This window comes from Sporosarcina ureae (assembly GCF_002101375.1).
GTDB lineage: Bacteria > Bacillota > Bacilli > Bacillales_A > Planococcaceae > Sporosarcina > Sporosarcina ureae_B.
Window position 1 is genome coordinate 796,867 of record NZ_CP015207.1, and the last position, 24,789, is coordinate 821,655.

The 24,789-nt window shown below is 40.0% G+C and carries 29 protein-coding genes; 9 read left to right on the top strand and 20 right to left on the bottom strand.

The features are described 5' to 3' along the window. Positions 1 to 8: 8 nt before the first annotated feature. A complete protein-coding gene (locus SporoP8_RS03825; protein ID WP_232319198.1) occupies positions 9 to 377 on the top strand; it encodes a DUF3784 domain-containing protein in 369 nt (122 codons plus the stop codon). 195 nt (positions 378 to 572) lie between these two features. On the opposite strand, the gene SporoP8_RS03830 is transcribed toward SporoP8_RS03825, so the two are convergent. After that, positions 573 to 1,091: a hypothetical protein gene (locus SporoP8_RS03830; RefSeq protein ID WP_085131311.1), complete on the bottom strand. Its 519-nt coding sequence runs from the start codon at positions 1,089 to 1,091 to the stop codon at positions 573 to 575. 83 nt (positions 1,092 to 1,174) lie between these two features. Here SporoP8_RS03830 and SporoP8_RS16825 point away from each other — a divergent pair, with 83 nt between their 5' ends. Continuing rightward, positions 1,175 to 1,303 (top strand): hypothetical protein, encoded by a 129-nt coding sequence (locus SporoP8_RS16825; RefSeq protein WP_255397430.1) that lies wholly within the window; start codon positions 1,175 to 1,177, stop codon positions 1,301 to 1,303. A 52-nt stretch (positions 1,304 to 1,355) separates the two neighbouring features. Here the strand turns inward: SporoP8_RS16825 and SporoP8_RS03835 are convergent, their stop codons facing one another. Next, a complete protein-coding gene (locus SporoP8_RS03835) occupies positions 1,356 to 1,733 on the bottom strand; it encodes a PH domain-containing protein (RefSeq protein ID WP_085131312.1) in 378 nt (125 codons plus the stop codon). Between the two features lie 430 nt (positions 1,734 to 2,163). Between SporoP8_RS03835 and SporoP8_RS03840 the strand changes: the two genes are divergently transcribed. Both SporoP8_RS03840 and yfkAB read left to right on the top strand, forming a co-directional pair. After that, positions 2,164 to 3,138 (top strand): SEC-C metal-binding domain-containing protein, encoded by a 975-nt coding sequence (locus SporoP8_RS03840; protein WP_085131313.1) that lies wholly within the window; start codon positions 2,164 to 2,166, stop codon positions 3,136 to 3,138. A gap of 21 nt (positions 3,139 to 3,159) precedes the next feature. Further along, positions 3,160 to 4,263, top strand: coding sequence for a radical SAM/CxCxxxxC motif protein YfkAB (gene yfkAB, locus SporoP8_RS03845; protein WP_085131314.1), 1,104 nt, complete (start codon positions 3,160 to 3,162; stop codon positions 4,261 to 4,263). A gap of 51 nt (positions 4,264 to 4,314) precedes the next feature. Here yfkAB and SporoP8_RS03850 read toward each other — a convergent pair whose 3' ends face one another. The 4 genes from SporoP8_RS03850 to SporoP8_RS03865 form a co-directional block, all read right to left on the bottom strand. Next, positions 4,315 to 5,100, bottom strand: coding sequence for a MetQ/NlpA family ABC transporter substrate-binding protein (locus SporoP8_RS03850; protein ID WP_085131315.1), 786 nt, complete (start codon positions 5,098 to 5,100; stop codon positions 4,315 to 4,317). 127 nt (positions 5,101 to 5,227) lie between these two features. Further along, on the bottom strand, positions 5,228 to 5,668 hold the full coding sequence (locus tag SporoP8_RS03855) for a hypothetical protein (protein WP_085131316.1): 441 nt from the start codon (positions 5,666 to 5,668) through the stop codon (positions 5,228 to 5,230). Between the two features lie 8 nt (positions 5,669 to 5,676). Beyond that, positions 5,677 to 6,009, bottom strand: coding sequence for an ASCH domain-containing protein (locus tag SporoP8_RS03860; RefSeq protein WP_085131317.1), 333 nt, complete (start codon positions 6,007 to 6,009; stop codon positions 5,677 to 5,679). Positions 6,010 to 6,131: 122 nt separating this feature from the next. Further along, positions 6,132 to 6,881 (bottom strand): FixH family protein, encoded by a 750-nt coding sequence (locus SporoP8_RS03865; RefSeq protein ID WP_085131318.1) that lies wholly within the window; start codon positions 6,879 to 6,881, stop codon positions 6,132 to 6,134. A 143-nt stretch (positions 6,882 to 7,024) separates the two neighbouring features. Between SporoP8_RS03865 and SporoP8_RS03870 the strand changes: the two genes are divergently transcribed. The 4 genes from SporoP8_RS03870 to SporoP8_RS03885 all read left to right on the top strand — a co-directional run bounded on the left by SporoP8_RS03870 (position 7,025) and on the right by SporoP8_RS03885 (position 10,106). Beyond that, a complete protein-coding gene (locus SporoP8_RS03870) occupies positions 7,025 to 7,717 on the top strand; it encodes a response regulator transcription factor (protein ID WP_085131319.1) in 693 nt (230 codons plus the stop codon). Further along, positions 7,714 to 9,108: a sensor histidine kinase gene (locus SporoP8_RS03875; RefSeq protein WP_085131320.1), complete on the top strand. Its 1,395-nt coding sequence runs from the start codon at positions 7,714 to 7,716 to the stop codon at positions 9,106 to 9,108. Before SporoP8_RS03870 ends, SporoP8_RS03875 begins: the two co-directional genes overlap by 4 nt. A gap of 6 nt (positions 9,109 to 9,114) precedes the next feature. Next, on the top strand, positions 9,115 to 9,678 hold the full coding sequence (locus tag SporoP8_RS03880) for an SCO family protein (RefSeq protein ID WP_085131321.1): 564 nt from the start codon (positions 9,115 to 9,117) through the stop codon (positions 9,676 to 9,678). 62 nt (positions 9,679 to 9,740) lie between these two features. Continuing rightward, positions 9,741 to 10,106: a hypothetical protein gene (locus tag SporoP8_RS03885; RefSeq protein WP_143560413.1), complete on the top strand. Its 366-nt coding sequence runs from the start codon at positions 9,741 to 9,743 to the stop codon at positions 10,104 to 10,106. A 15-nt stretch (positions 10,107 to 10,121) separates the two neighbouring features. Here the strand turns inward: SporoP8_RS03885 and rlmN are convergent, their stop codons facing one another. From rlmN to hisZ, 11 genes are all read right to left on the bottom strand, one after another. Next, the gene (rlmN, locus tag SporoP8_RS03890) at positions 10,122 to 11,198 is read right to left on the bottom strand and encodes a dual-specificity RNA methyltransferase RlmN (RefSeq protein ID WP_085131323.1); all 1,077 of its coding nucleotides are present in this window, start codon (positions 11,196 to 11,198) and stop codon (positions 10,122 to 10,124) included. 80 nt (positions 11,199 to 11,278) lie between these two features. Beyond that, complete coding sequence (locus SporoP8_RS03895; protein ID WP_085131324.1) at positions 11,279 to 11,461, bottom strand: hypothetical protein; 183 nt, start codon at positions 11,459 to 11,461, stop codon at positions 11,279 to 11,281. A gap of 97 nt (positions 11,462 to 11,558) precedes the next feature. Next, the gene (locus SporoP8_RS03900) at positions 11,559 to 12,911 is read right to left on the bottom strand and encodes a cyclic 2,3-diphosphoglycerate synthase (RefSeq protein WP_085131325.1); all 1,353 of its coding nucleotides are present in this window, start codon (positions 12,909 to 12,911) and stop codon (positions 11,559 to 11,561) included. Positions 12,912 to 13,129: 218 nt separating this feature from the next. Then, complete coding sequence (hisC, locus tag SporoP8_RS03905) at positions 13,130 to 14,191, bottom strand: histidinol-phosphate transaminase (protein WP_085131326.1); 1,062 nt, start codon at positions 14,189 to 14,191, stop codon at positions 13,130 to 13,132. Continuing rightward, positions 14,184 to 14,834 carry a bifunctional phosphoribosyl-AMP cyclohydrolase/phosphoribosyl-ATP diphosphatase HisIE gene (gene hisIE, locus SporoP8_RS03910; RefSeq protein ID WP_085133547.1) on the bottom strand — a complete coding sequence of 217 codons (651 nt, stop codon included), beginning with the start codon at positions 14,832 to 14,834 and terminating at the stop codon, positions 14,184 to 14,186. Before hisIE ends, hisC begins: the two co-directional genes overlap by 8 nt. Next, positions 14,827 to 15,591 carry an imidazole glycerol phosphate synthase subunit HisF gene (hisF, locus tag SporoP8_RS03915; RefSeq protein ID WP_085131327.1) on the bottom strand — a complete coding sequence of 255 codons (765 nt, stop codon included), beginning with the start codon at positions 15,589 to 15,591 and terminating at the stop codon, positions 14,827 to 14,829. The genes hisIE and hisF overlap by 8 nt, the downstream gene beginning before the upstream one ends. After that, on the bottom strand, positions 15,578 to 16,303 hold the full coding sequence (gene hisA, locus SporoP8_RS03920; protein ID WP_085131328.1) for a 1-(5-phosphoribosyl)-5-[(5-phosphoribosylamino)methylideneamino]imidazole-4-carboxamide isomerase: 726 nt from the start codon (positions 16,301 to 16,303) through the stop codon (positions 15,578 to 15,580). The genes hisF and hisA overlap by 14 nt, the downstream gene beginning before the upstream one ends. Positions 16,304 to 16,493: 190 nt before the next feature. Continuing rightward, positions 16,494 to 17,078, bottom strand: coding sequence for an imidazoleglycerol-phosphate dehydratase HisB (hisB, locus tag SporoP8_RS03925; protein ID WP_085131329.1), 585 nt, complete (start codon positions 17,076 to 17,078; stop codon positions 16,494 to 16,496). Next, positions 17,078 to 18,358, bottom strand: a complete 1,281-nt coding sequence (gene hisD, locus SporoP8_RS03930) for a histidinol dehydrogenase (RefSeq protein ID WP_085131330.1) — start codon at positions 18,356 to 18,358, stop codon at positions 17,078 to 17,080. Before hisD ends, hisB begins: the two co-directional genes overlap by 1 nt. Beyond that, entirely contained in the window at positions 18,355 to 18,990 is a 636-nt protein-coding gene (gene hisG / locus SporoP8_RS03935; RefSeq protein WP_085131331.1) for an ATP phosphoribosyltransferase, read from the bottom strand. The genes hisD and hisG overlap by 4 nt, the downstream gene beginning before the upstream one ends. Then, on the bottom strand, positions 18,978 to 20,210 hold the full coding sequence (gene hisZ, locus SporoP8_RS03940) for an ATP phosphoribosyltransferase regulatory subunit (protein ID WP_158232409.1): 1,233 nt from the start codon (positions 20,208 to 20,210) through the stop codon (positions 18,978 to 18,980). The genes hisG and hisZ overlap by 13 nt, the downstream gene beginning before the upstream one ends. A gap of 151 nt (positions 20,211 to 20,361) precedes the next feature. Here hisZ and SporoP8_RS03945 point away from each other — a divergent pair, with 151 nt between their 5' ends. Beyond that, a complete protein-coding gene (locus tag SporoP8_RS03945; RefSeq protein WP_085131333.1) occupies positions 20,362 to 21,156 on the top strand; it encodes a histidinol-phosphatase HisJ family protein in 795 nt (264 codons plus the stop codon). A gap of 58 nt (positions 21,157 to 21,214) precedes the next feature. Here SporoP8_RS03945 and SporoP8_RS03950 read toward each other — a convergent pair whose 3' ends face one another. From SporoP8_RS03950 to gdhA, 3 genes are all read right to left on the bottom strand, one after another. Further along, positions 21,215 to 21,790, bottom strand: a complete 576-nt coding sequence (locus SporoP8_RS03950) for a YdcF family protein (protein ID WP_198166063.1) — start codon at positions 21,788 to 21,790, stop codon at positions 21,215 to 21,217. A 106-nt stretch (positions 21,791 to 21,896) separates the two neighbouring features. Further along, the gene (locus tag SporoP8_RS03955; RefSeq protein ID WP_085131334.1) at positions 21,897 to 23,102 is read right to left on the bottom strand and encodes an argininosuccinate synthase; all 1,206 of its coding nucleotides are present in this window, start codon (positions 23,100 to 23,102) and stop codon (positions 21,897 to 21,899) included. 141 nt (positions 23,103 to 23,243) lie between these two features. Then, positions 23,244 to 24,626 (bottom strand): NADP-specific glutamate dehydrogenase, encoded by a 1,383-nt coding sequence (gene gdhA / locus SporoP8_RS03960; protein ID WP_085131335.1) that lies wholly within the window; start codon positions 24,624 to 24,626, stop codon positions 23,244 to 23,246. Positions 24,627 to 24,789 lie beyond the last annotated feature (163 nt).

The following is a 24,789-nucleotide window of genomic DNA, read 5'->3' on the forward strand; positions in this document are numbered from 1 at the left end:
AGAATAGAGTGAACTCGTTACAGAGTTCACTCTATTTTTTTATGAAACGAGGAATGATTATGGTCGGCTTGCTACTAGATGTCATCATTCTACTTGCATTTATTGTGTACGGTATCGCACTTTGGCAAGGTAAAGGCGCATCTATGCTTTCGGGATACAATACGATGTCCATGGAGAAAAAGATGCAGATTAATGAACGTGCGTTATGCAAATTTATGGCGAAAATTATGTTCGCTTTAAGTTTTTGTGTCGGACTGTTCGCAGTAAGTGAACTGCTGGAGGAAGATATATATTTCATAGTGGGACTATCACTATTCGTGGCCGTACTCGGTTTTGCATTGATCTATGCGAATACAGGAAATCGATTTAAAAAATGAGGTAGGAGTTGAATACAGGTAGAAGACGTGGCATTTACGAGATTGAAGTTATAGGCATACCGCTTCTTTGTATGCTCTGCGATGGTACCGCGTCATCTAAGCGATAATAGTTTAGTTTATATTTGGGCTTTTAAACAAACAATAGTATCACAGTATTTGAAAAACGTTCCGTAACAGGATGCGTTTTTTCTTTCATTACGAAACTTCTCCAATTTGCTCCATCATGTCCAGTACACTGTTTAGGAATGCACCGATTTCTCCCATATGATCTTCAGTTAATTTCGGTTTGAAATGAATGTGGATCCGATTCATGAACCCTTGCTCTGTTTGCTCATGACGGAAGCTGAGTGTTTGCGTGTAACTAATATCGTTTTCCCATACAGCACGAAGGATACTCGCGATTTCTTCACATTCGCTATCTACATCTTGAATGAAAGTGCGAACGAGTAATGTGAGCGTACAGCCCGGCTCTGCATTTTCAACTTCCAGTATTTCATTCGCCAACTCCTTAAGTGATGAATTCAGCGTAAGATCCACGATGACTGACGGATAGCCAACTTTTGCAAAACGAATTGTAAATTCCCTTGCCATAACCGCTAAATCCAATTGATCTTTACGATTTAAGATATGGACTGCTTGTTCCAAGTTATCCAAATCATACACATGGTTCTCAAATGCAACTTTTAAGTTTTCGAATACAGTTGGATCGTACATGGCCTGGCCTCCTTATATCTCGTATGTATATTTTGAAACAATCTAGCCACCATATGTGCAAACTGGGAGAGGAAGTTATGTATATGACAAACAAAGATGCGTCGATTGCAGAATTAAGCACCGAGGATTTACATGCACTGAATCACTTGGAGGAAAAATTAGGTGTGACACTTGTTGCGTATGAGAATAGTACATCACCCAAAAGGAAATAGTGGTAAAGTGGTACTTTCACGAAAAGTACCACTTCCTTATTTAAGATGTAAATTAAACACAAACCGTTGCTAATATTTTTTGAATATCATAAATAGCTTTATCTTTTCTAAACTGTTTTTCAATCTGCGGAGTCTGTGAACTTGATATCCAGATTTTTAATTCTGCATCCATATCAAATGTACCTGCAGTTTCTACACTATAATGAGAGATGCTTTTAAAAGGCACCGAATGGTAATCTACTTTCTTTCCTGTCATGCCTTGCTTATCAACTAGAATTAATCGCGTTTTCGTAAATACGATTAAATCGCGTACGAGCTTAAAAGCCGCTTCCACTTCTTCGCCATCTGCCAAAATCAAGTGCAGTTCTTTCTTCACGTCTTCATTGTTTACGACGGAAGCATTTCCTAAAAGCGCATCAAATAGTCCCATGCATGTATTCCCCTTTTCGATATAGTTTTGCCCCCAACATTACCACACACTTAGAAATCCCTTCATACTTTGTGATAGTAATTACTTCTACATCATGCGAATGTATGCAGTCTGAATAGTTTACCATGTCACAGTGGAATTGGATAGAATAAGTAAAAAGCTATTTCATTGAAAATCAAGCAGGCTTTTTCTATGAAAAGTTTTGAAGAATTAGGTAGAACTTTTTTCACTGTCTTCCGCTGATGAAGTCATGCAATTTATCAAGAGATTGGATCGCTAATTATATGTAATGGACCACTCTTTGGATCTAGATGATTCAAAGAGTGGTTTTTAATTTTCCAACTTCGTTTCGCTAATTAAATATCATGCGAACTCGCTCCTCGTTTGGTACACTTAGATATGTAGTAATTTTAAAAAGGGAAGTGTTTTAATGGTTGGACGTAATGACCCATGCCCATGTGGCAGTGGTAAGAAATATAAAAAGTGCTGTGAACGAAAAGATGCGGTGACTGTTGAAGATTTGTTGACAGATGAAATGGAGCACTTATTGCAAACATTTTATGATATTCATCCTCAGCGACCAGATATACCGGCGTTCGTGGAATTTGCTAATACATGGAAGTCTTCATTGAATAGTTATTTACCACAAGAAATGATTGAAACGATTGCGCTTGATGAATTTTTCTTCCATCAGCGGAGAGATATTTGGGATGACTATGTTGCAAAACAGAAGAAAAAACACGTTCGCCCATCTATTCTTGAGTTACTTGATAGATGGTCAGAGCCACGTGTATTTATCGGTGAAGTAACAGCTGTCGGGGATACATATTTAACAGCTACAAGTATCCTAGGTGATGAGACGATTGAATTGTGGAAAGAAAGTGATAAACCTGTTCCAGTAGGTGTGCACTTCTACTGCTTCATACTTTCTGATGGTACGTCTGAAGGTAATTATCTAGCAGTATCCAGTTTAATCTTCTTCCCGACTGATCATACGGAAGCAATCAAACAGTTTGCTAAAACACTTGCGGATACAGAAAACCCTTCACTAAAAGAATCCATCATGAAATTCTGGATTGCGCTTGGTGAGAGTGGCTATACCGGAGATGAGTTTACCGAATTTGAAGCAGGCGTTATAGAGTCAGCTAATGAATTTTTACAGCAACATGACCGAGAATCGAAGGCTTTGCTTGAAGTGCTTGAAGATTTCTTAGTAGATGAACAGCCAAAGGCACGTAAGAAACTAGCGATTGCGGCAGGCGCAATCCGTTATGGTCAAGACCATAATTATTTCACGCCGCTTGATATGACACTAAAAGAGATCGCAGAAGCATTCGATGTTTCTACTTCTTCGATGAGTAAATACGCGAAGGATTTAGCAGAATATGCTAGCGACAAAAATTAATTGAAATAAGGAGTTACGACCATGGTAATATCACATTCCCGTCTATCAGATGCATGGGAAGCGTATCAAGATGTAGATCTACACGGTAAACAGGTCCTATCAAGCATAGAATTCACGACGACATATTTATGCAATATGCGTTGTGAACATTGCGCGGTTGGATATATGCTACAACCGAAAGATCCACAAGCACTACCAATCGAACTGTTGCTGCAGAGATTGGATGAAATTCCGCATTTGCGAACGATTAGTTTAACAGGTGGCGAGCCGATGTTCTCAAAGAAATCCGTCGAGCAGTATGTCGTACCGCTACTGCAGTATGCGCATGCGCGCGGCATTCAGACGCAGATGAATTCAAACCTTACTATGCCTTTTGAAAGATATGAATTAATTGCACCGTATCTGGATGTCCTGCATATTTCACATAATTGGGGTACAGTCGATGATTTCATCGATGGTGGATTCGCCCGGATGGAACGCAAACCACCACGTGAACGTCGTGCAGCACAATTCGTGCGTATGATTGAAAACAGCCGAGCATTGTCTGAAATGGGTGTTATGGTATCAGCGGAGACTATGCTGAATCGCCGAACATTGCCTCATTTACAGACGATTCACGAACAAATCGTCCATGAAATGAAATGTGGACGCCATGAAATACATCCTATGTACCCTAGCGATTTCGCTTCTTCATTGGATGTGCTCACATTGGACGAAACACGTAACGCGATGTTCGATTTGCTAACCTACCGTGATCCGCAAACTTGGATGCTATTTGGAACATTGCCATTTTATAATTGCAGTAGCGATGCAAGAGACCAAGAATTATTTACGAAACTTGCGGCAAGTGAAAATGTCACTGTACGAAATGATCCAGATGGGCGTTCCCGGTTGAATGTCAATATGTTTACTGGAGATGTAATCGTGACCGATTTCGGAGATGTTCCGCCACTTGGAAATATTCAAACCGATCATTTGGTCGATTTATACGATAAATGGCAACAGCATCCATTAGCGAAAAGTGTCAACTGTCACTGTCCTGCTGTGCGTTGTCTTGGACCGAATTTACTTGTGAAAGATGCCTATTACCCAGATGTAGACTTTTTGAAGCGACAGCAACGATAAGATAGATGAAAAAAACCACGTATGGCTCATAGTTGAGTCCATACGTGGTTTTTATTTTCCGAAGCCTTGGAAATGTTCATCAATAGCTTCTTGGAACTTTTCTGATGCTACTGCTTCTTTAATTGCTAGTGCAAAATCCTTCTCACGGTCTTCGTCTCTGACCGAAACGATATATTGCAACTCTTCACCTAGCTGTTCGTGCGCAAGAGCATCTTCCAATTCCATTTCATTGACCATAATATAATTGTCCGGAATAATTGCCAAATCACCGCTTGCCATTGATGGAATCAGTTGAGCAATCAAGATGGGCTGGATGTTCAGGTTTTTCGGATTACTGTCAATTTGTTTTTCTGTAACCGCATAAGTTGGTGCTTTTGGATCTAATGAAATTAACCCCTGCTGTTCAAGGAAACGAAGGGCTCTTGCCGTGCCTAGTTCATCATTTGGAATAGTAACCCATGAACCATTTGGAATATCATCCATCGACGTCAACGAGTTGGAGTATAAGCCAAGACCCACACTCGGAACTTCCGTCAATGCTACTATCGGCAAATCATATTCTTCGTTAAACCGCTGAAGATTAATTTGTTGTTGGTTGATGTTGGCATCTATTTCGCCATCAGCCAACGCTTTATTCGGTTCAATTAAATCTACGTACGATTCGACTTCAACTTTGTAACCTTGCTCTTCAAGTGCCGGTTTTAGTGCCTGGTCGATGACTTTTGCATAAATTCCTGCTGTCGTGCCAATCTTTATTGTTTCATTGCCGCTGGTTGGACTGCACGCTGTCAATAGCAACCCAAAGATCGTCATCAGACCGAGTACTTTCATTTTCATCTTCAAATCGTTCCCTTCAAAAAACTGCTATCTTCATCATATTCGCTGTGATTTTTACTGTCAAATCAAATCTTGCAATTAAAAAGATGTGCAACAGTGTACACATCTTTTTGCTCGCTATGTAATTTTACCAGACTGCCGGTTTTTGTACCATAAGCCAAAGCATCACCATCAGCAATCCAATATAGATCCAGGCAGTGCGTTGTAATTTATTGACTACTGCTTCTCTGTCATTGCTTGGTTCATGGAATCTTTTCAATACAGAGGAGAAACCAGTTGCCAAGAAGAATCCAGACAACAACATGACGCCTATTGTGAGAATAACCCACGATGTGTGCCATGGCCATGGACCAAATAGAATTAATAAGATCCCGGACACAACAAGCACATGACCTGCATGCATAACGAGTCGGATAATGACTCGGATAAACGCCAGATAGATGTCTTCTGCTTCTGCTTTAGCAGTGCGCAGCCGGCGTATTAATGGCAGCAGGAGAAATAATGGTCCTACTGAAATTATAGCGGATACTACGTGTGCAAAGACAATCGCTCCGTAATAAAAGTTCATTTAAAAGATTATTTCTGAATTGGGCTATATTCGTGCACCCAAACTTTCATTTTAGGAAGCCAAGGCATTTTGTCGTGGATCGACAACATCGCCTGTTTATATTCTTCAACTGTTTCATGACCTTCAGATTTGGCGTCTTCTTCTGTTAGTTCTCCGAGTGTTTGTTCATACAACTTCTCAATCTTGTACTCTTTGCCTTCTAACGTCATAATTTCGCCGGGGTATGCATAGACACCATTACGTCTAGTAGCCCACTTTTCACCGTTGAGTACTTTTTGTACGTCTTCTGGAATGGTTACAAGTCTTTCAATCGAACAAGTTTTTTTTGGATAATTTGTCATGCTAACACTCCTCTTGGTTGATTAATCTTTCACTTACCCTAGTGTAACCTTTTTCAACAATGAATTACAGCTTTTACTTCCCATTAAAATACCCTCCCCACCGAAGTGACGAGGGAGGGCAGTTATTTTACTTCTACAGTATGTTCTTCATGCTCGTGTATTTCTTCATTTTCGATATGGATAATTACTTGGTAGTTGCCTGCTTTAGGGAATTGATAGTTCGCTGTATATTCACCCGGCTTGGATTCATCCGTATCTACCCATGTGGTTTCTTTCTCTGCAGAGATGATTTCATAGCGGACTTGTGCCTTTATTGCTTCGCCATCAAGCTGCGCATGTGTCATCAACTCTGTATCTGTCGCTGCTTTTGCTGACTCAGGTTGCATGAAGTGAAGAGAAAGTCCTTCTACTTCAGCGCCATGTTCATGGGATGGATCTTCTTGCGCACTTTCGTGTCCATCTGATTGATCACTAGCATCTCCGATTTGGATTTGCTTTTCAGGCATGACATGCATTCCGCGCGCAGTCACGTGAACCTGTACGTGATATATACCATCTGACTCAAATGTATTTTCCGCTGAATAAATACCTTCTTTATCATTAGTTGTTTCTACGTGAATGCTGTCTTCTTTCTTACCTTCTTCCCAGATTTCATACTCCACTTCTGATGCGTCATCTACGTTTTCTTCACCTTGTGTTACGTGTGTAGTAATGGTCACCGGTTCATTGACATTTCCCTTTTCAGGTACTGTAAGTTCTACTTCAATTGGGTCAGGTAAAACAGCTTCCGTCGGTACCTTATCATCTTGACCACATCCAGCGAGTATACCAATCAAAGCCGTGCTCATTGCAAACATTCCAAAACGTTTCATCTTTTCATTCTCCTATCTATTCGTTTAGCTGTTATGATTATAAAATATGATTACGAAATTTCAATGAAGTTTCGACAACTTATTGAAACTTCATGTGGATTTCACATCTTTTCTGGAAAATTAGATTGTAGAGATTTTATGAAATGAGGCGTATTGAATTGGGTTACCAATTATTAGTCATTGATGATGAACCGCAAATGCGTGATTTAATTCGTGTGATTCTGGAAGATGCAGGATATACCGTAATAGAAGCCAGTGACGGTTTACAAGCTTTGTCGATCGTTAAGCAACATTCTATAGATTTATGCATAGTCGATGTGATGATGCCCTATATGGATGGGTTTACATTTGCAGAAGAGATGAAACGTACTTCCTCGATTCCTCTGATTTTCCTATCTGCACGGGGCGAGGAATGGGATAAAGTACAAGGTTTGAAGCTTGGTGGTGACGACTATATCGTCAAGCCTTTCTTACCAAGAGAACTTGTGGCGCGAATCGAAGCCGTCTTACGCAGAACATACCGCCATAATCCCGATCCTTTAGTATTACAAGCAGGTCCACTTACCATTAATGAAGACTCGTATACCGCACAGCTCAACGGAGAAACTTTAAGTCTAACTTTGAAGGAATTTGGCTTGCTTTTGTTGCTAGTCAAGCATAAAGGACGTGCATATTCCCGTGAACAATTACTTGAATTGGTCTGGGGTGACGATCACCAGAGTAGCGAGCGTACAATCGATACACATATCAAAACACTTCGCCTAAAACTAGGAGACGCAGGTAAAATGATTGAAACGGTATGGGGGATCGGCTACAAGTTAGAGGACTCTGAATGAATAATTTGAATCTAAGCAAAAAAATGATGATTGTGTTTTTAGGCAGCATCACCTGTACCATATTGTTTTCATTCTTCTTCATTCATTACTTGTATACCGACTTATATAAAGAACAGATTAAAGAGTCGATCATGTATCAAGGGAATCGAACAGCTTCTCATTATCATTATGGTGAGCTAAGTGATTCGATCATCGAAAAGATTCAATGGTATAACATCGTGTCGGAGTATGAAATCATCGTCGTAGATCGTCTTGATGATTTAACGTCCTATTTCCCTTATCAAATCGATTATCAATCACTCGTCAATGAAAGCGACGAGAAAATACTAGAAACGGGTAAGCCTGTTATGAAAGAAGGCTACGTGGATGAACTGAAACGTGAAATCTTCGGTGGGATTTTCCCTATTAAAGGAGAAAACGGACTGATCGGCTTCATTTATATATATGTTCCGCTCGCTGCAATCCAAGATGTGTTTCATGACAGTCTTCCGATTATGTTACTTGTAGGCAGTATTTTCTTCATTGTTCTATTTTTGATTTTGCAACGTGTATGGCGTTCGTTATTCGAACCGTTACAAACATTGCAGACCTACTCGGAAGAAGTATCTAAAGGTGATTATTCGAATCGACTCAATACAGGACGAACGGATGAAATAGGAAAACTAGCTACTGCATTCGATTCAATGAGCCGTTCACTTGAGGAACAAGATCAGCGTAAGAAAGATTTCACGTCAAATATTGTACATGAGCTCAGGACACCTTTAACGTATATTAGTGGCTACGCGCAACTTTCGCGCGATAAAATTGATGTCTATCCTGATGACGTAAAACAATACTTATCAACCATCGAGAAAGAAACTGAACGCCTGAAGAAGCTCATACATGATTTAGTCGAGCTGAATCATTTAGAGCAGGATGTATATACATTGGAAACTGAACCGATTGCGATCGCGCAATTACTGTTGGATACATTGGAATTATTTGTGATCCGGTTACAGGATAAAGATATTCAGTTGCGCACATCAATTGATGAGGAATTGATTTTGGAAGGCGATCCTAAACGATTACAACAAGTTTTTTATAATACGATCGATAATGCTGTAAAATACGCTGAACAATCTATATCTATTCACCTTATGGCTAGTAAACACGGTGTACAATACCGCATCGCGAATGACGGCGTGACCATCGGAGACGAAGACGTAAATCAGATTGGACAACGTTTTTTCCGTACCGATAAAGCAAGAACTCGCACAACAGGTGGCACCGGGCTTGGCCTGTCGATTGTCAAAGAAATTGTGCGGTTACATGAAGGGACATTCACGATTTCCAATGAAACAACCGAAACCATTGTGGTGATTGAATTGCCAGAGCAAATGCGAAAGGAGTGAAAGAAGTTGAAACGTTTGATTCCTTTTATGTTGTTGCTCATAGTATTCGTCAGTGGTTGCAGTGAACCACTTGAACGTGGGAAACAAGTCCGGGAATTCACCTTTACGGATCAGCATAATCAACCATTTAGTTCCAAGGAGCTTTCTGGTTCACCCTGGATTGCAGACTTCATCTTCACGAATTGTACCACCGTATGTCCGACATTGACGAGTGAGATGGCAAAACTACAAGCTGAATTGAAAGCTCGGGATATCGAAATGAACTTCATTTCGTTTTCTGTAGATCCTGAAAGCGATACACCTGCAGTATTGAAAGACTATATCTCAAACTTCACTGATGATGAATCCAACTGGCATTTGCTGACGGGCTACACGCAATTAGAGTTCGAAGCATTTGCGCGTGAAGAGTTCCAGACTTTTGTACTGAAGCATGAATCATCTACTCAAGTTGTCCATGGCACGAATTTTTATTTACTGGATTCAGAAGGCTATATTCTTAAAGAATATAATTTCTCAAATGAATCTTATAAAGAAGAATTATTGGCCGATTTAAAACGCATGAAAAAATAGCCGGGTTGCGTGACGGATTTCGTCCATTCCGTTATACTAGGATAGGAAAGCAGGTGTACGTGTTGGATTCTCGTTATTGGAAAGCCGGTTTTTTTACTGCATTGAGTTCATTTGTTCTACTCATTTTAGGCGTACGGACAGTCCTTGGACATGACTTAGTTGTCAATAACTATTTGACGTTTGCAGTGTTCGGCCTAATGGTCGGCATTGTCAGCTCCCTTTTATTATTCTATGAGCTATCCATTGCATTCAAAATGTTCATGGTCGTTCTTGTTCTAGCATTTGCCGAAATGTTCCGCAGCTTCCTGATGATGGATAATGAATTCTCGGAGGCAATCGGGATTTTATCTTTGTTCATTATTTCATCTTTCGGACTAGCCATCTCCATTATTGTACAGTTTATTGTAAAATTAGCTCGCAAAAACTAAAAACCGGTTGGAGAATTATTCTCCGACCGGTTGTTTTTTTGTTTTTTTGATTTGTTTGCTTCGTAGTTGACCGCATGCAGCATCGATATCGGTACCATTCTCAAGACGTACTCCACCGTTTATACCTTTGCGTCTAAGCGCTTCGTAGAACGACTTAATCGCTTCCGGTTCACTCCGCTGATACTGGCCATGTTCATCTACTGGATTGTACGGAATCAGGTTGACGTATGAAAGGTGACGCTTATCCGCAAGCAATCGACCCAACTCTTCCGCTTCTTTTACGTGGTCATTCACGTCACGCAATAAAATATATTCAAATGTGATGCGACGATTCGTTTTTTCCAAATAATAGTTGATTGAATCCATCAATTTTTCAATAGGAAAAGCTTTGTTGATCTTCATGATAGATGAACGTAACTCATTATTCGGCGCATGTAATGAAACCGCCAAGTTCACTTGTAGTTTTTCATCTGCGAAGTCTTTGATTTTCTCCGTCAAACCACTTGTTGAAACCGTAATATGACGCGCGCCAATTGATAAACCTTTTTGATCGTTTACGACATGAAGGAAATTCATCAGATTCGTATAGTTGTCGAATGGTTCGCCTATTCCCATGACTACAATATGACTTACTCGCTCATCTTCGCCCTTACCATCAAGATGCTCTTGCACTTTCATGATTTGACCCACGATTTCTCCTGCATCGAGATCGCGATTTTTGCGCAAAAGTCCGCTTGCACAGAAACTGCAACCGATATTACATCCGACTTGTGTTGTGACACAAACAGAATGGCCATAAGGGAATTTCATCAAAACCGTTTCAATCAAGTTGCCGTCATGCATTTTAAACAGGAATTTCACTGTGCCATCTTGTGAAACTTGCTTAACGTTTTGCTCAAGTGTCTGAATCGAGAAGTTTTCATTCAATAAATCAATTGTCTCTTGATTAATATTATTCATTTCATCAAATGATAAGACACGTTTTTTATAGAGCCAATCCCAAACTTGTGCTGCACGATACTTTTTTTGTCCGTTTTCTATAAGAAAGTCTGTCAATTGTTCGATTGTCAAACCATATATCGATTTTTTCATGTGATTTCTAGCCTCATTTCAAAAATTACAATCTTTTTATTATACTACAAGATTGTAGTAAAAGGAACAACTGATTAGATTTATAATTGTTTTTGCTGGACATCTTTGTCCGTTCTGAGCTTCATGAAAAACGCCAATAGATTCAATGCTGCGAGTACGGCAAAAAAGATCCCCATACCGGTATGCCCTGTAGCGATTCGGTCATATGCAAAATATGCCATCACTACACCTATGATAAGATCGATAATTTTTGAATTAAACAAGTTACTACCCCCTTACTTTCCTATACATAGTATATCAGAAAAAAGCACCTGCAACCGAATTTCCATCCGGGGCAAGTGCTCGATAAGTTATCTATTCTTACACATTTGTTGTAGTCAGTTTATGCTTTTTGATGAAATCTGCTAGCACTGTTTCAAGATTTGGCGTGCCGATTTCATCCAAATCATAATAGACACGCGTGCATGGCTTATTGATATTAATCACACGCGAAAGATCCATAGGTGTACCAATAATGACTGCATCTACATCAGCTGCATTGATCGTTGCTTCCAAATCTTTTAACTGCTCTTCGCCGTAGCCCATTGCCGGTAAGATATTTTCGATGTGCTGATACTTATCGAATGTAGTGATCAAGCTACCTACTGCAAATGGACGCGGGTCAACAATTTCAGCTGCGCCAAGACGTTGTGCTGCAATCACACCAGCACCCAGTTTCATTTCACCGTGAGTCAATGTCGGACCATCTTCAACAATTAGCACGCGTTTGCCTTTGATGATTTCAGGATTATCTACAGAGATTTTTGATTCTGCTTTAATAATTGTACTGTTCGGTGCCGCAAATTTAATATTATTTTCGACCGTTTGAATTGCTTCTTCTGACGCACTATCAATTTTGTTAATAATGGATACATCTGTTGTACGCAAGCACACTTCACCTGGATAATATTTCAACTCATGTCCTGGGCGGTGTGGATCAAGAACTGTGATCGCCAAGTCCGGCTCATAGAATGAAAAGTCGTTGTTTCCACCATCCCAGAGGATTACGTCACAGCCGTCTGGATCATTTTCAGCAGCGTCTAGAATATCCTGGTAATCTACACCTGCATAGATGATATTTCCACGATCAACGTGTGGCTCGTATTCTTCCATTTCTTCAATTGTACATTTATGTTTTTTGAAATCTTCTACAGTTGCGTAACGCTGTACACGTTGTTCAGCTAAGTCGCCATAAGGCATTGGATGACGAATAGCTACTACTTTCAAATCATGCTCGAGCAATGTTTCGATAATTTTACGTGATGTCTGACTCTTCCCTGTTCCCGTTCTAACTGCACAAACAGAAATAACTGGTTTATTACTTTTGATCATCGTAGCTTTTGATCCAAGTAAAGTAAAGTTAGCACCTGCTGAGTTTACAATCGCACCAATTCCCATGACTTTTTCGTAACTAAGGTCACTATAAGAGAATACACATTCATCTACTTCTAGTTCTTTGATCAACTCAGGTAACTGATCTTGAGAATAGATAGGGATTCCTTCGGGATACAATTCACCCGCTAATTCAGTCGGATATTTACGTCCATCGATATCTGGGATTTGCGTTGCTGTAAATGCCACGACATTGTATTCCTCTTTACCACGGTAGTATGTATTGAAATTGTGGAAGTCTCTTCCTGCTGCACCAATAATAATTATATTTTTAGTTTTCATAAATTTATCTCTCCAATCAAGCTTCTTTTTATTATTATAAGTCAACGTGTATAAAAATACAATAGAAAAACTTAAAAATACATGAATTTGTATACATATACATCTTTCATGCGCCTTATATTGTCTAAAAAGCTACTATAGCAACGATCTATACTTCTTTCTATACATTTATGAAACAAAAAAGCCATTCAGTATCGAATGGCTTTTGAGTAATTTATTCATTTAGTAAGTTGCTTCAGCACTTCAAATAGTATGTTCATCTGTTCTTCAGTACCGATCGATATACGTAAATAATCACGAATATCCGCTTGATCAAAGTGACGGACTAAAATTCCGCGGTCTTTTAATTGTTGATATAAGACTTTTGCATCCTTGTGTAAAGGCTTTACAAAGACGAAGTTTGCATCGGAAGGCAGAACTTCAAATCCTAATTCTATTAATGTATGGACTGTAGATTCACGTGTGCGAATGATTTTATTCGTACTTTCCGAAAAGTATGCATGATCGACAAATGCGGCAGTAGCTCCCGCCATAGCTAAACGATCAATCGTGTATGAGTTGAAGGAGTCTTTAATGCGCGTCAATCCTGCAATCAATTCTGGTTGACCAAGGGCGAATCCGACACGTAATCCAGCGAGCGCACGAGATTTAGACGTGGTTTGAATCACAAGTAAATTTGGATAGCGATCGATCAGTTTCATCGCAGATGGACCTGCAAAATCGATATACGCTTCATCGATAATAACTACTTGATCTTGGTTATTTCGCAAAATATCTTCAATGACATCCAACTCAGCATAAATACTTGTTGGCGCATTCGGATTTGGTAGAATGACACCGCCTGGTGAGTTATAGAACTGCTTTTTGGGTAATGTGAAATCAGCATTTAATGGGACTTTTTCGAATGCAATATTAAATAGCTTGGAATAGACCGGATAAAAGCTATAGCTGATTTCAGGAAATTTAATGGTCTTTCCCGGCTCGAAAAATGCCATGAATGAAAATGCTAGCACTTCGTCAGAGCCATTACCGACAAAGACATGGTCTTTTGTCAGTCCATATGTCTCCGCTATTGCGTGACGCAACGGATCTACAGTTGGTGAAGGATAGCGTTGCAATGTGTTGCCATTCAATTCCTCTGAAATGGCTTCTAACACTTTAGGACTTGGTGGATATGGATTTTCATTCGTATTTAACTTAATGATATCTGGCTGATTCAACTGCTCACCTGGTACATATGGTTCTGTACGGCGTGCAACTGTGCTCAGAAATCTACTCATTGCGTGGCACTTCCTTTTTTGGTCGTCTTTCACGTAACACTTGCTGAATATCCGTTAGATCAACATCAAGAATATTCATCAATACAAGCGTATGGTAGACCAGATCTGCAATTTCATTGGACACTTCTTCTTTATCTGCATTTTTTGCGCCGATTACGACTTCCGTAGATTCCTCCCCGACTTTTTTCAACACTTTGTCGATACCTTCTTTGAATAAATACGTCGTGTACGAGCCATCTATCGGATTGGCTTTGCGATCTGCGATTTCATCGATTACTTCATAGACAACTTCACGTAATGATTCTTCTTTTTCGGTTACCGTTGTAAAGAAGCATGTTTTTTCGCCAGTGTGACATGCAGGACCTTGTGGAGTAACTTGGACTAACAATGTGTCTTGATCGCAGTCTACTGAAATACGTTGCACTTGCTGTGTATTTCCGGAGGTTGCGCCTTTATTCCAAAGTTCTTGTCTTGAACGGCTATAAAACCACGTTTCATTTGTTTCCAACGTCTTTTCAATTGATTCTTTATTCATATAGGCAAGCATGAGGACTTCCCCTGTGCGATCGTCTTGTACAACCGCTGGAATTAGACCTTTGTCATCAAATTTTAATGCATGGATATCTAGTGTCATTTTAGTCATTCCTAACTGCAATATTTTCTTCTGCTAAATATTTTTTTAAGTCTCGAATATTGATTTCATTGAAGTGGAATACGGATGCGGCTAGAGCTGCATCTGCTTTTCCTTCTGTTAGTACATCTTTAAAGTGCTCAGGTTTTCCTGCACCACCACTTGCGATGATTGGAATATTGACAGCTTCAGCCATGGCGCGGTTGAGTGCAAGATTATACCCATCTTTCACTCCATCTTCGTCCACACTATTGACGACCAGCTCACCAGCGCCAAGTGCTGCCATTTTCTTCGCCCATTCGATCGCATCAATCCCTGTTTCTTCCATACCGCCTTTTGCATAAACCGACCACTTGTTTTCGCCTTCTTGACGAACATCCATCGATAACATTACACGCTCTGATCCGTATTTATCCGCTACTTCTTTGATTAGTTCCGGATTCGTCAAAGCTGCACTATTAATAGATATTTTATTACCACCCAGTTCAAATACTTTGTCCACATCTTCGAGCGTACGAATTCCTCCGCCTACGATGAATGGAATCGGCACTTCTTTTGCAATTTCCTCAATTAAATCGAGGAACATACCACGGTTTTTCGTCGATGCAGAAATATCATAGAATACGAGTTCATCTGCGCCATCAGCAACATACTTTTTTGCTAATGTAAGGGGATCTGCTACTTCCTGAACGTCTAGAAATTTCTTTCCTTTTACAACTTTACGATTATCTACGTCTAAACATGGAATGATCTTTTTAGTTGTTGACATGACTGTCGTCCCCCAATAGTTTTTTTAAGGATAGATTGCCTTCGTATAATGCTTTCCCAATAATAGCACCGTACATATCTTCAGCAGAGAGTTTCTGAATATCCTCTTCTGTCGATACACCACCTGAAGCAATGATATCTATTGAAGATGCGTCATCCATTATTTTCAGTTCTTCAAAGTTTGGTCCCTGGAGCATGCCGTCTTTCATGATGTCTGTATAGACAACTGTTCTAACACCAATTTCCGCTAAGTCCTGCAATAAATCAACTGCCTTGACGTCACTTGTTTCTGTCCAACCGTCAGTTGCAACTAAGCCATTACGCGCGTCGATTGAGACCGCAATTTTGTCACCGTATTTTTCAACGGCCTTTTTCAAGAATTCAGGATCTTGAATAGCTGCAGTACCGATAATGACACGTGCGACACCATTTTCGATATGCGAGTCAACGATATCCATGTTGCGGATTCCGCCACCTACTTGAACGGGTATGCTAACTGCCTTAGCAATAGCTTCGATAGCTTTTTTGTTAGCAGAGTTCCCTGTTTTTGCGCCATCTAAGTCTACGACATGGATGTACTCGGCTCCTTGGTTTTGCCATTCTTGTGCCATGTTTGTTGGTGAGTCGTTATAGATTATTTCTTGTGCGTAGTCACCTTGGATAAGGCGAACACATTTGCCGTCTCTAATGTCGATTGCTGGGAATAAAATCATCAACTAGTCCTCCTAATAAATGAAGTTTGGGTAGTGCATTGGCGCCGTTGATCTGCACTACGGGCGGACGCTTTCCTGCGGGGTCTCAAGACTCATGCTTATCCCGCGGGAGTCGCCACCCTCCGTTCCGATCAACTAGTATATTCTTATACATAGTATAATTTTCAAGATTCAAAACCGTAAAACTTTATTACAAAGAACCTTTAGTAGAAGGTATGCCTTTTACGTCTGGGTTGATGGTGCTGGCAACACGTAGAGCGCGGCCGAAGCTTTTGAATACGGATTCTATAATGTGATGTGTATTTTTCCCGTAGTTCAAGTTGATATGTAATGTGATTTTGGCGTTGTTTGTGAACGCTAGGAAGAATTCTTCGACTAGTTCTGTGTCGAACTCTCCTACTTTTTCTTTCATTCCGTCCACATTAAAGACCAGGAATGAGCGACCACTGATGTCAATGGATGCTGTGGATAGCGCTTCGTCCATTGGTGTGGAAACTAAAGCGAAACGTTCAATACCTTCTTTTGTGCCAATGCATTGGTGAAATAATTGTCCAAGTACGATACCGATATCTTCTACAGAATGGTGTTGATCTACTTCAATGTCGCCATCGCATGTTACAGATAGATCAAAGCGTCCGTGTTTTGCGAATGCCGTCAGCATATGATCGAAAAATCCAACACCCGTGTTGATATTCGTCTTTCCTGTACCGTCTAACGAAAAGTCCATTTCAATAGATGTTTCGCCTGTCTTACGTGTTAATTGTTGTTTACGCATTAGTATCCTGCCTTTCGTACTTTAATAGACTTGGCATGTCCTGTTAATTGTTCAGCATCTGCTAATGTAATGATGTCATCTGCCACTTCTGCCAAAGCGTTCTCGGAATAGTAGATAATACTCGACTTTTTCATGAAATCATATACACCTAACGGAGAAGAAAATGCTGCTGTTCCACTCGTCGGTAATGTGTGATTCGGTCCAGCCATATAATCACCCAATGCTTCAGGCGAGTGCTGACCTAAGAAAATCGCTCCTGCGTTTCGTATAGCAGCCAAATGCTCCATAGAATTATCAATCATTAGCTCCAAATGTTCGGGTGCTAAACGGTTCACGATATCAAATGCTTCTTGCAGAGAATCGACTACAATGATCCGTCCAAAGTTTTCTATAGATTGTGTTGCAATTTCTTTACGATCGAGTTCCGCTAGCTGACGTTCAACTTCTTTAGAAAGCTTGGTCGCAAATACCTCGCTCGTCGTGATACAAACTGCCGCGGCACGCTCATCGTGCTCTGCTTGGGACAGCAAATCTGCCGCTGCATAAACTGGATTAGTATTGGCATCTGCTACGACACAAATTTCACTTGGTCCAGCAATCATATCGATGGCCACATCACCGAACACCCACTTTTTCGCTCTTGCAACGTAGGCATTCCCAGGGCCAGTGATTTTGACGACTTTTTCAATTGTCTTTGTTCCGTATGCTAGAGCAGCTATCGCTTGTGCTCCACCTATTTTATAGATTCGGTCGACTCCCGCTTCTTTCGCTGCCACTAGAACGTGAGGATTAATCTTGCCGTCACGTTGTGGTGGTGTCACCATAGAAATTCGTCCAACACCTGCAATTTTCGCTGGCAATGCATTCATTAAGACCGTCGACGGATAGGCAGCTTTTCCACCCGGGACGTAAATTCCAACACTATCAATGGGTGTTACTTTCTGACCAAGCATGATGCCGTCATTTGGATTCAAGAACCATGATTGTTCTTTTTGCGCTTCATGATAAGTCGTGATACGCTCTTTTGCTGAGCGCAATGCACGGAAGAAATCATTCGTAACTGCTCGTTGTGCTTCATTGATTTCCTCTTCTGTGACAATCAAGCTGTCCAGCTTTACTCCGTCAAAACGTTCAGTGAAATCCAGAACTGCTTTGTCGCCTTCAGAACGAACTTGATCGATAATGGACAGAACGTTGCGATCAAATTCTAAATCCGTTTGATTAGAATCTTCGCGTCTTAGTAGTTCTTCTGTAAATTCAGATCCACGAATGATCTTCATGAACGCACCTCCAAACCTTCCTTCATATCTTTGATGAACTGCTGAATATCTTCAGTTTTCGTAGCATAACTTGCTTTGTTTACTATCAAACGGGCACTGACATCCGCCACTTCCTGCAAGACAACGAGTCCATTCTCTTTTAATGTTGTACCCGTTTCGACGATATCGACAATGACATCTGACATGCCGATTAATGGTGCGAGTTCAATCGATCCATTCAATTTGATCATTTCAGTACGGATACCTTTTTTGTCGAAAAACTCTTTAGCAACTAATGGATATTTTGAAGCTACCGTTAGAAATGGAATATTTTCAACTGGTGTAAAGGGGTATCCCGCTACCGCCAATTTACAACGTCCGATTCCTAAGTCCAGTAATTCATAAACATCACGAGGATCTTCCATCATGACATCTTTTCCAACAATCCCTACGTCCGCTGCCCCTTTTTCAACGTAAACTGGAACGTCTACGGCTTTAACAAATATTAGTTTGATCTTTTGTTTGTCATCATAAATGACGAGCTTTCGGCTTTCATCAGTGAATTCCGAAAAATATACATCAGATCTTTCAAGGAATTTCATCGCGCGCTCTGCGGTTCGCCCTTTCGCCATTGCAACTGTTAAATAATCCATTCAGGTACCCCTTTCTTGCTTGCGATTAAATCAAGCAGTTGTTTGAAGTCAGTGAACTCTTTTGTTTCTTCATGGTCTAGTAGTTTATTTTGCTGTTCTGTTAATTGAACTGTATAAAGACTGTCATTCTGTTGTTCCGCATCGATCAAAGGTTTAGATATGACACGATAGTCACGCTCTCTCAACTCATTCGTAATATCAATTGCGTATTTAATACGGCTTTCCTCATACAATACAGTCACATCGATGCTATATCTTTCTTTTTGGCCCTTATTAGATGAAGCTTTAACTAATGATTCGATTTCACATGCAAAACCAATCGCTGGCAATTTCACACCAAATTCTTCACTTAGTGCATCATAACGGCCACCCATCAGTACCGGCTTGCCGAAATTCTCTACATAACCTTGAAAAATAATTCCCGAGTAATATCCCATATGGTTAATCAAACCGAGATCAATGACGATATGCTTCTTTAAGCCATACAGTTCGACGATATCGCATGTTCGTTGTAAATAGTTGATTGCATCCTGTGCCAATTCACTAACCTGTAAGTTTTGTAGTCTTTCAAATACCACTTCAGGTGCACCATATAATAGAGGTAACTGTTCGAGTACTTCTTTAATAGAAGGATCAATTGATAATTGTTGTAAGAATGGACCTATTTCCACGACATTTTTTGCTTGAATCAACATCTTGAGTTCAGCCGTTTGCTCTGCAGTAATATCGGAGTCTGCAATTAATTCATTGAAGAATCCCGCATAGCCAATTTCAATTTTCACATCCAAGAAACCAACATCCCGTAATGCGTGACATGCAAGCATAATCGTTTCAGCATCTGATACTGGTGAACTCTCACAATAGAACTCGACTCCAGCCTGTGTTTTGCCGATATTCTCGCTTTCCTGGAACGTCTGTCTAAAGACTTCCTGAACATAATAATAACGCATTTCTTCAGGTAAGTTATCACGTAACAGGACGAGTTGCTGTGTCAATGGGATCGTAACATCCGGTCGCAATACGAGTACTTCACCCGTATAGTCAATCACTTTGATCATTTCGTTTTGATTGATTGAAGTACGTACATTGGAATATAAATCATATTGTTCAAATGCGGATGTTTTAATGCGCTTATAGCCATATGTAGTGAATCGTTTACCTAATATGCCAATGATCTTTTCATGCTGTTCATGTTCATTTTCAAGAATTTCAGAATACAAGATATCTTCTACCGCCTTTCATATAAAAAACTTTATCGCTTTACTACGCTAAAGTAAATTATTACTATAATGGTTATATAGAGCATTGTCAACTGTTAGTAGCATGGATCATCTGCTACAATATGTACTATAGAAAAGGAGAATGTAAACTATGTTTGATTATCATATGCACAGCGCATTTTCAGCGGATTGTGAAATCCCAATGGAAGAGATGGCTAAAGCTTCTATCGCTAAAGGCCTAACCGAAATTTGCTTCACCGATCACGTCGATTATGAATATCCAGATGAAACGATTCATTTCGATTTCGACAAAATTGAATATGCACAAAAGATTCTCCAATTGAATGAACAATTCGATGGCCAACTGACTATTAAAAAAGGTGTCGAAATCGGCTTGCAACCTGACCTATTACATCTCTATGAAGAATTGATGGACGAGCATAAATTTGATTTCGTCATTTGTTCGCTTCACACAGTCGAAAATAAATCCCTTCACTATCGTGAGCTATTTGAAGATCGTTCAACAGAGGCAGCTTTTGAGACATATTACAAGGAATTATTGTATTGTGTGCAGCATTATAAACGTTACAGCGTGCTTGGCCACGCCGATTTGATTAAACGCTATACTGATCAACCACCAACTAATCTATTTCATGATTATTTAGAAAAGATCTTCAATACTATTATACCAGAAGGTAAAGGGATTGAACTGAATACTTCGGGAACTCGCTACGGATTGCCGCATAATATGCCAAGTGAAGATATTTTACGTTTGTATAAACAATGTGGAGGCGAAATTATTACACTTGGTTCAGATGCACATAGAACGACAGAAATCGCACATGAGTTCAAGGAATCTTTGGAGTTATACCAGTCAATCGGCTTTAATTATTTAGCTACTTTCACAGATGGTCATCCAGAATTCCATAAAATTTCATCTTTATAAACTGGAAAGAAAAGTGACGAAGACTTCTATGGCGTTTCGTCACTTTTACGAAATACGCTTATCTCCTGAATACCCATGTTTTCAACAAAGCCAAACGCTCCCGAATTGCTACTTTTGCCTTTACAGATTCAGGCGTCTTCGCCACAACGACGTCAGACTCCCATCCAATCTGTCTTGCAAGAAATCTTGCTCTCGCCAAGTGGTAATCGCTGCTGATGATAGTCACACCCACCACTTCTGGAATGATATTCTGACTAAATTGCAAATTTTCATATGTAGAAGTGGATTGATCTTCAATAATTAACCGGTCTTTTTCAATACCATGTTCATGAAGATAGCGATACATCGCTTCAGCTTCGCTAATGTCTTCATCTTTTCCTTGTCCGCCTGAAAGTACAAACTGGACATGCGGATATTGTGTTGCATACTCCACAGCACTTTCCAAACGGTACTGTAATGATAGCGAAGGTTCTTCTCCGTTCACTTTGGCACCTAGGATGATTGCATAGCCATAGTTTCCATTCGCTTTCATCTGTTGTGCTTGTTTTATTCGATCGTCCGGTAACATCCAAAACATCCCCAGTCCCGCAATGGTTAAAACTATTATTATGGCTATACCCCATAACTTCTTCATTCAGACACCTCCTACTTTGTCCATAAGACGGCTACGAATGAAAAGTAGTTCCAAAAAAGAGCAGCGAAGCTTTTGGCCGCGTTGCTCTTGATATCCATCGTTAAAGCTACTTCACGATTTGCTTTTTATTGACCATACTATGCACTTCAGTAGGTAGTCCCCATAACTTAATGAAACCAACCGCTGCCGCTTGATCAAACTCATCATCAGATGTATAAGTAGCTAGTTTCTCATCATATAGCGAATTGGAAGATTTACGACCTTCTACTATTGCATGGCCTTTGAATAATTTTACACGAACTGTACCATTGACATATTGCTGTGTCTCTTTAATGAATGCCTCAAGTGCATTTCGCAAAGGAGAGAACCAAAGTCCGTTATAAATCAATTCTCCAAGTTTTTGTGAAATAATCGGTTTGAAGTGTGCTAATTCTTTTACAAGCGTTAAATCTTCAAGTTCCTTATGCGCTTTCAACAACGTAATAGCTCCTGGTGCTTCATATACCTCACGAGATTTAATACCGACTAAACGATTTTCTACATGATCAATACGACCAATGCCATGTTTTCCAGCCATTTCATTCAACTTTGTAATCAGATCACTTAATATATACTTTTCCCCATCAATCGTAATCGGAACGCCTTGTTCGAAGCCAATCTCGATTATATCAGCGGTGTCTGGGGCATTTTCAATGGAAACCGTCAAACCAAATGCGTCCTCTGGAGGTGTTGCCCATGGGTCCTCTAAAATTCCGCATTCATTTGCACGCCCCCACAAATTTTGGTCCACCGAGTATGGATTATCCAAGTCAATGGGTATTGGAATATTATGTTCTTGCGCATAATGAATTTCCTCTTCACGTGACCAGCTCCATGAACGCACTGGCGCTACGACTTCAAGCGTTGGATCTAGTGACTTGATTGCCACTTCAAAACGTACCTGGTCATTTCCTTTTCCTGTGCATCCATGAGCCACCGCAGCGGCTTTTTCCTGATGTGCTATTTCCACCAACTTCTTGGAAATAAGCGGACGTGATAACGCAGAGACAAGCGGATATTTATTCTCATAATATGTTTGAGCTTGCAATGAAAGAAGTACAAAGTCCTGTGCGAATTCTTCACGTGCATCAATAACATAGCTGCTAACTGCTCCAACAGTAAGAGCCTTTTCTTTAATGAAATCGAGATCTTTCCCTTCGCCAACATCTAAGCAGACTGCTATTACGCTATATCCTTGATCCGTTAACCATTGAATTGCGACTGATGTGTCTAAACCGCCTGAGTAGGCTAAAACGACTTTCTTCTTTTCCATGGGTAAATCCCCTTTCATGCAAGCATATGTATGTTTATTCAACTTAACGTATTTTTATAATAACACATTTCATTCGTAACACAATAAGAATTAATAAAAAACAGACACATTATGTAAAAAAATGTGTCTGTTTTATATTACTTATCGAATTCCGTGTGCAACCATTGCATCGGCTACCCTTAGGAAACCTGCTACGTTAGCGCCCATTACTAGATTGCCTGGTTTACCATAGTCCACTGCTGCGGTACTACAGTCTTTATAGATGTTCTGCATAACTTCTTTCAAATGCATATCTACTTGTTCTTCTGACCATGAAAGACGCTGACTGTTCTGAGACATTTCCATAGCGGAAACAGCTACACCGCCAGCATTAGCAGCTTTTGCTGGTGCGAATAATACATTATGCTCCTGAAAAATCACAATCGCTTCAATTGTACAAGGCATATTAGCGCCTTCACCCACTGCTTTTACACCATTTGCAATCAGCATATGTGCTGCAATTTCATCGATTTCATTCTGTGTAGCACACGGTAGTGCAATATCACATGGAATAGACCAAATTTCTGTGCAATCAGCATGATACTCTGCATCAGGACGTTCTTTCGTATATTCCCAAATACGTTTATTGCCGTACTCTTTTAATTCCTTCACTAAGTCAAGATCAATTCCGTTCTTGTCATAGATATAGCCATCAGAATCACTACATGCTACAACTTTCGCTCCAAGTTGCATAGCTTTTTCCATTGCATATGTCGAAACATTACCTGAGCCGGAAACTACAACAGTCTGACCTTCCAATGAAAGATTGTTTTCTTTCAGCATTTCATCTACGAAGTATACCGTACCGTAACCAGTTGCTTCTTTCCGACCGAGACTTCCACCGTGGTCGGGGTTTTTCCCTGTTAAAATACCTGCTTCGTAGCCACCTTTAATGCGATTATATTGACCAAATAGATAGCCGATTTCACGTTTACCTACACCAATATCACCTGCCGGCACGTCAATATCAGGTCCAATATGTCTGCTAAGCTCTGTCATGAAACTTTGTGTAAAGCGCATGACTTCACGATCAGACTTCCCCTTTGGATCGAAATCAGATCCACCTTTACCTGCCCCGATTGGCTGCCCTGTTAACGCATTTTTAAATATTTGTTCGAATGCGAGGAATTTCATAATGCTATTATTTACAGAAGGGTGGAAACGAAGTCCCCCCTTATAAGGCCCAAGATCACTATTGAACTGAACACGGAACCCTCTATTTACTTGTACTTTACCTTTATCATCTTCCCACGCTACGCGGAAAGAAATAATTCGTTCTGGTTCTGTAATTCGCTCTAGAATTCCGTTCTCCATAAATTCGGGATGCTTAGCAAAGACTGGACGAAGAGAATCAAAAATCTCTCTTGTCGCTTGTAGAAATTCCTTCTCATCTGGATTCCTTTTCTTCACCAGTTCATATACATTATGAACGTAATCATTTGCTTTTTTGCGATTATTATATTCTACCTCACCAATCTTTGTCATTTGCGATCATTCCTTTCCTTAGTTAATAATTAAAAATTGTCGACTGACTAGTCGCTCATTTACTCAGAGGCTATGACTTTATAATACTTATATGATTAAAGAGTAAATTCTACTAGATAAATTGAATTTTAATTGTTCTAAATATTTCTTTGTATTTCAATAT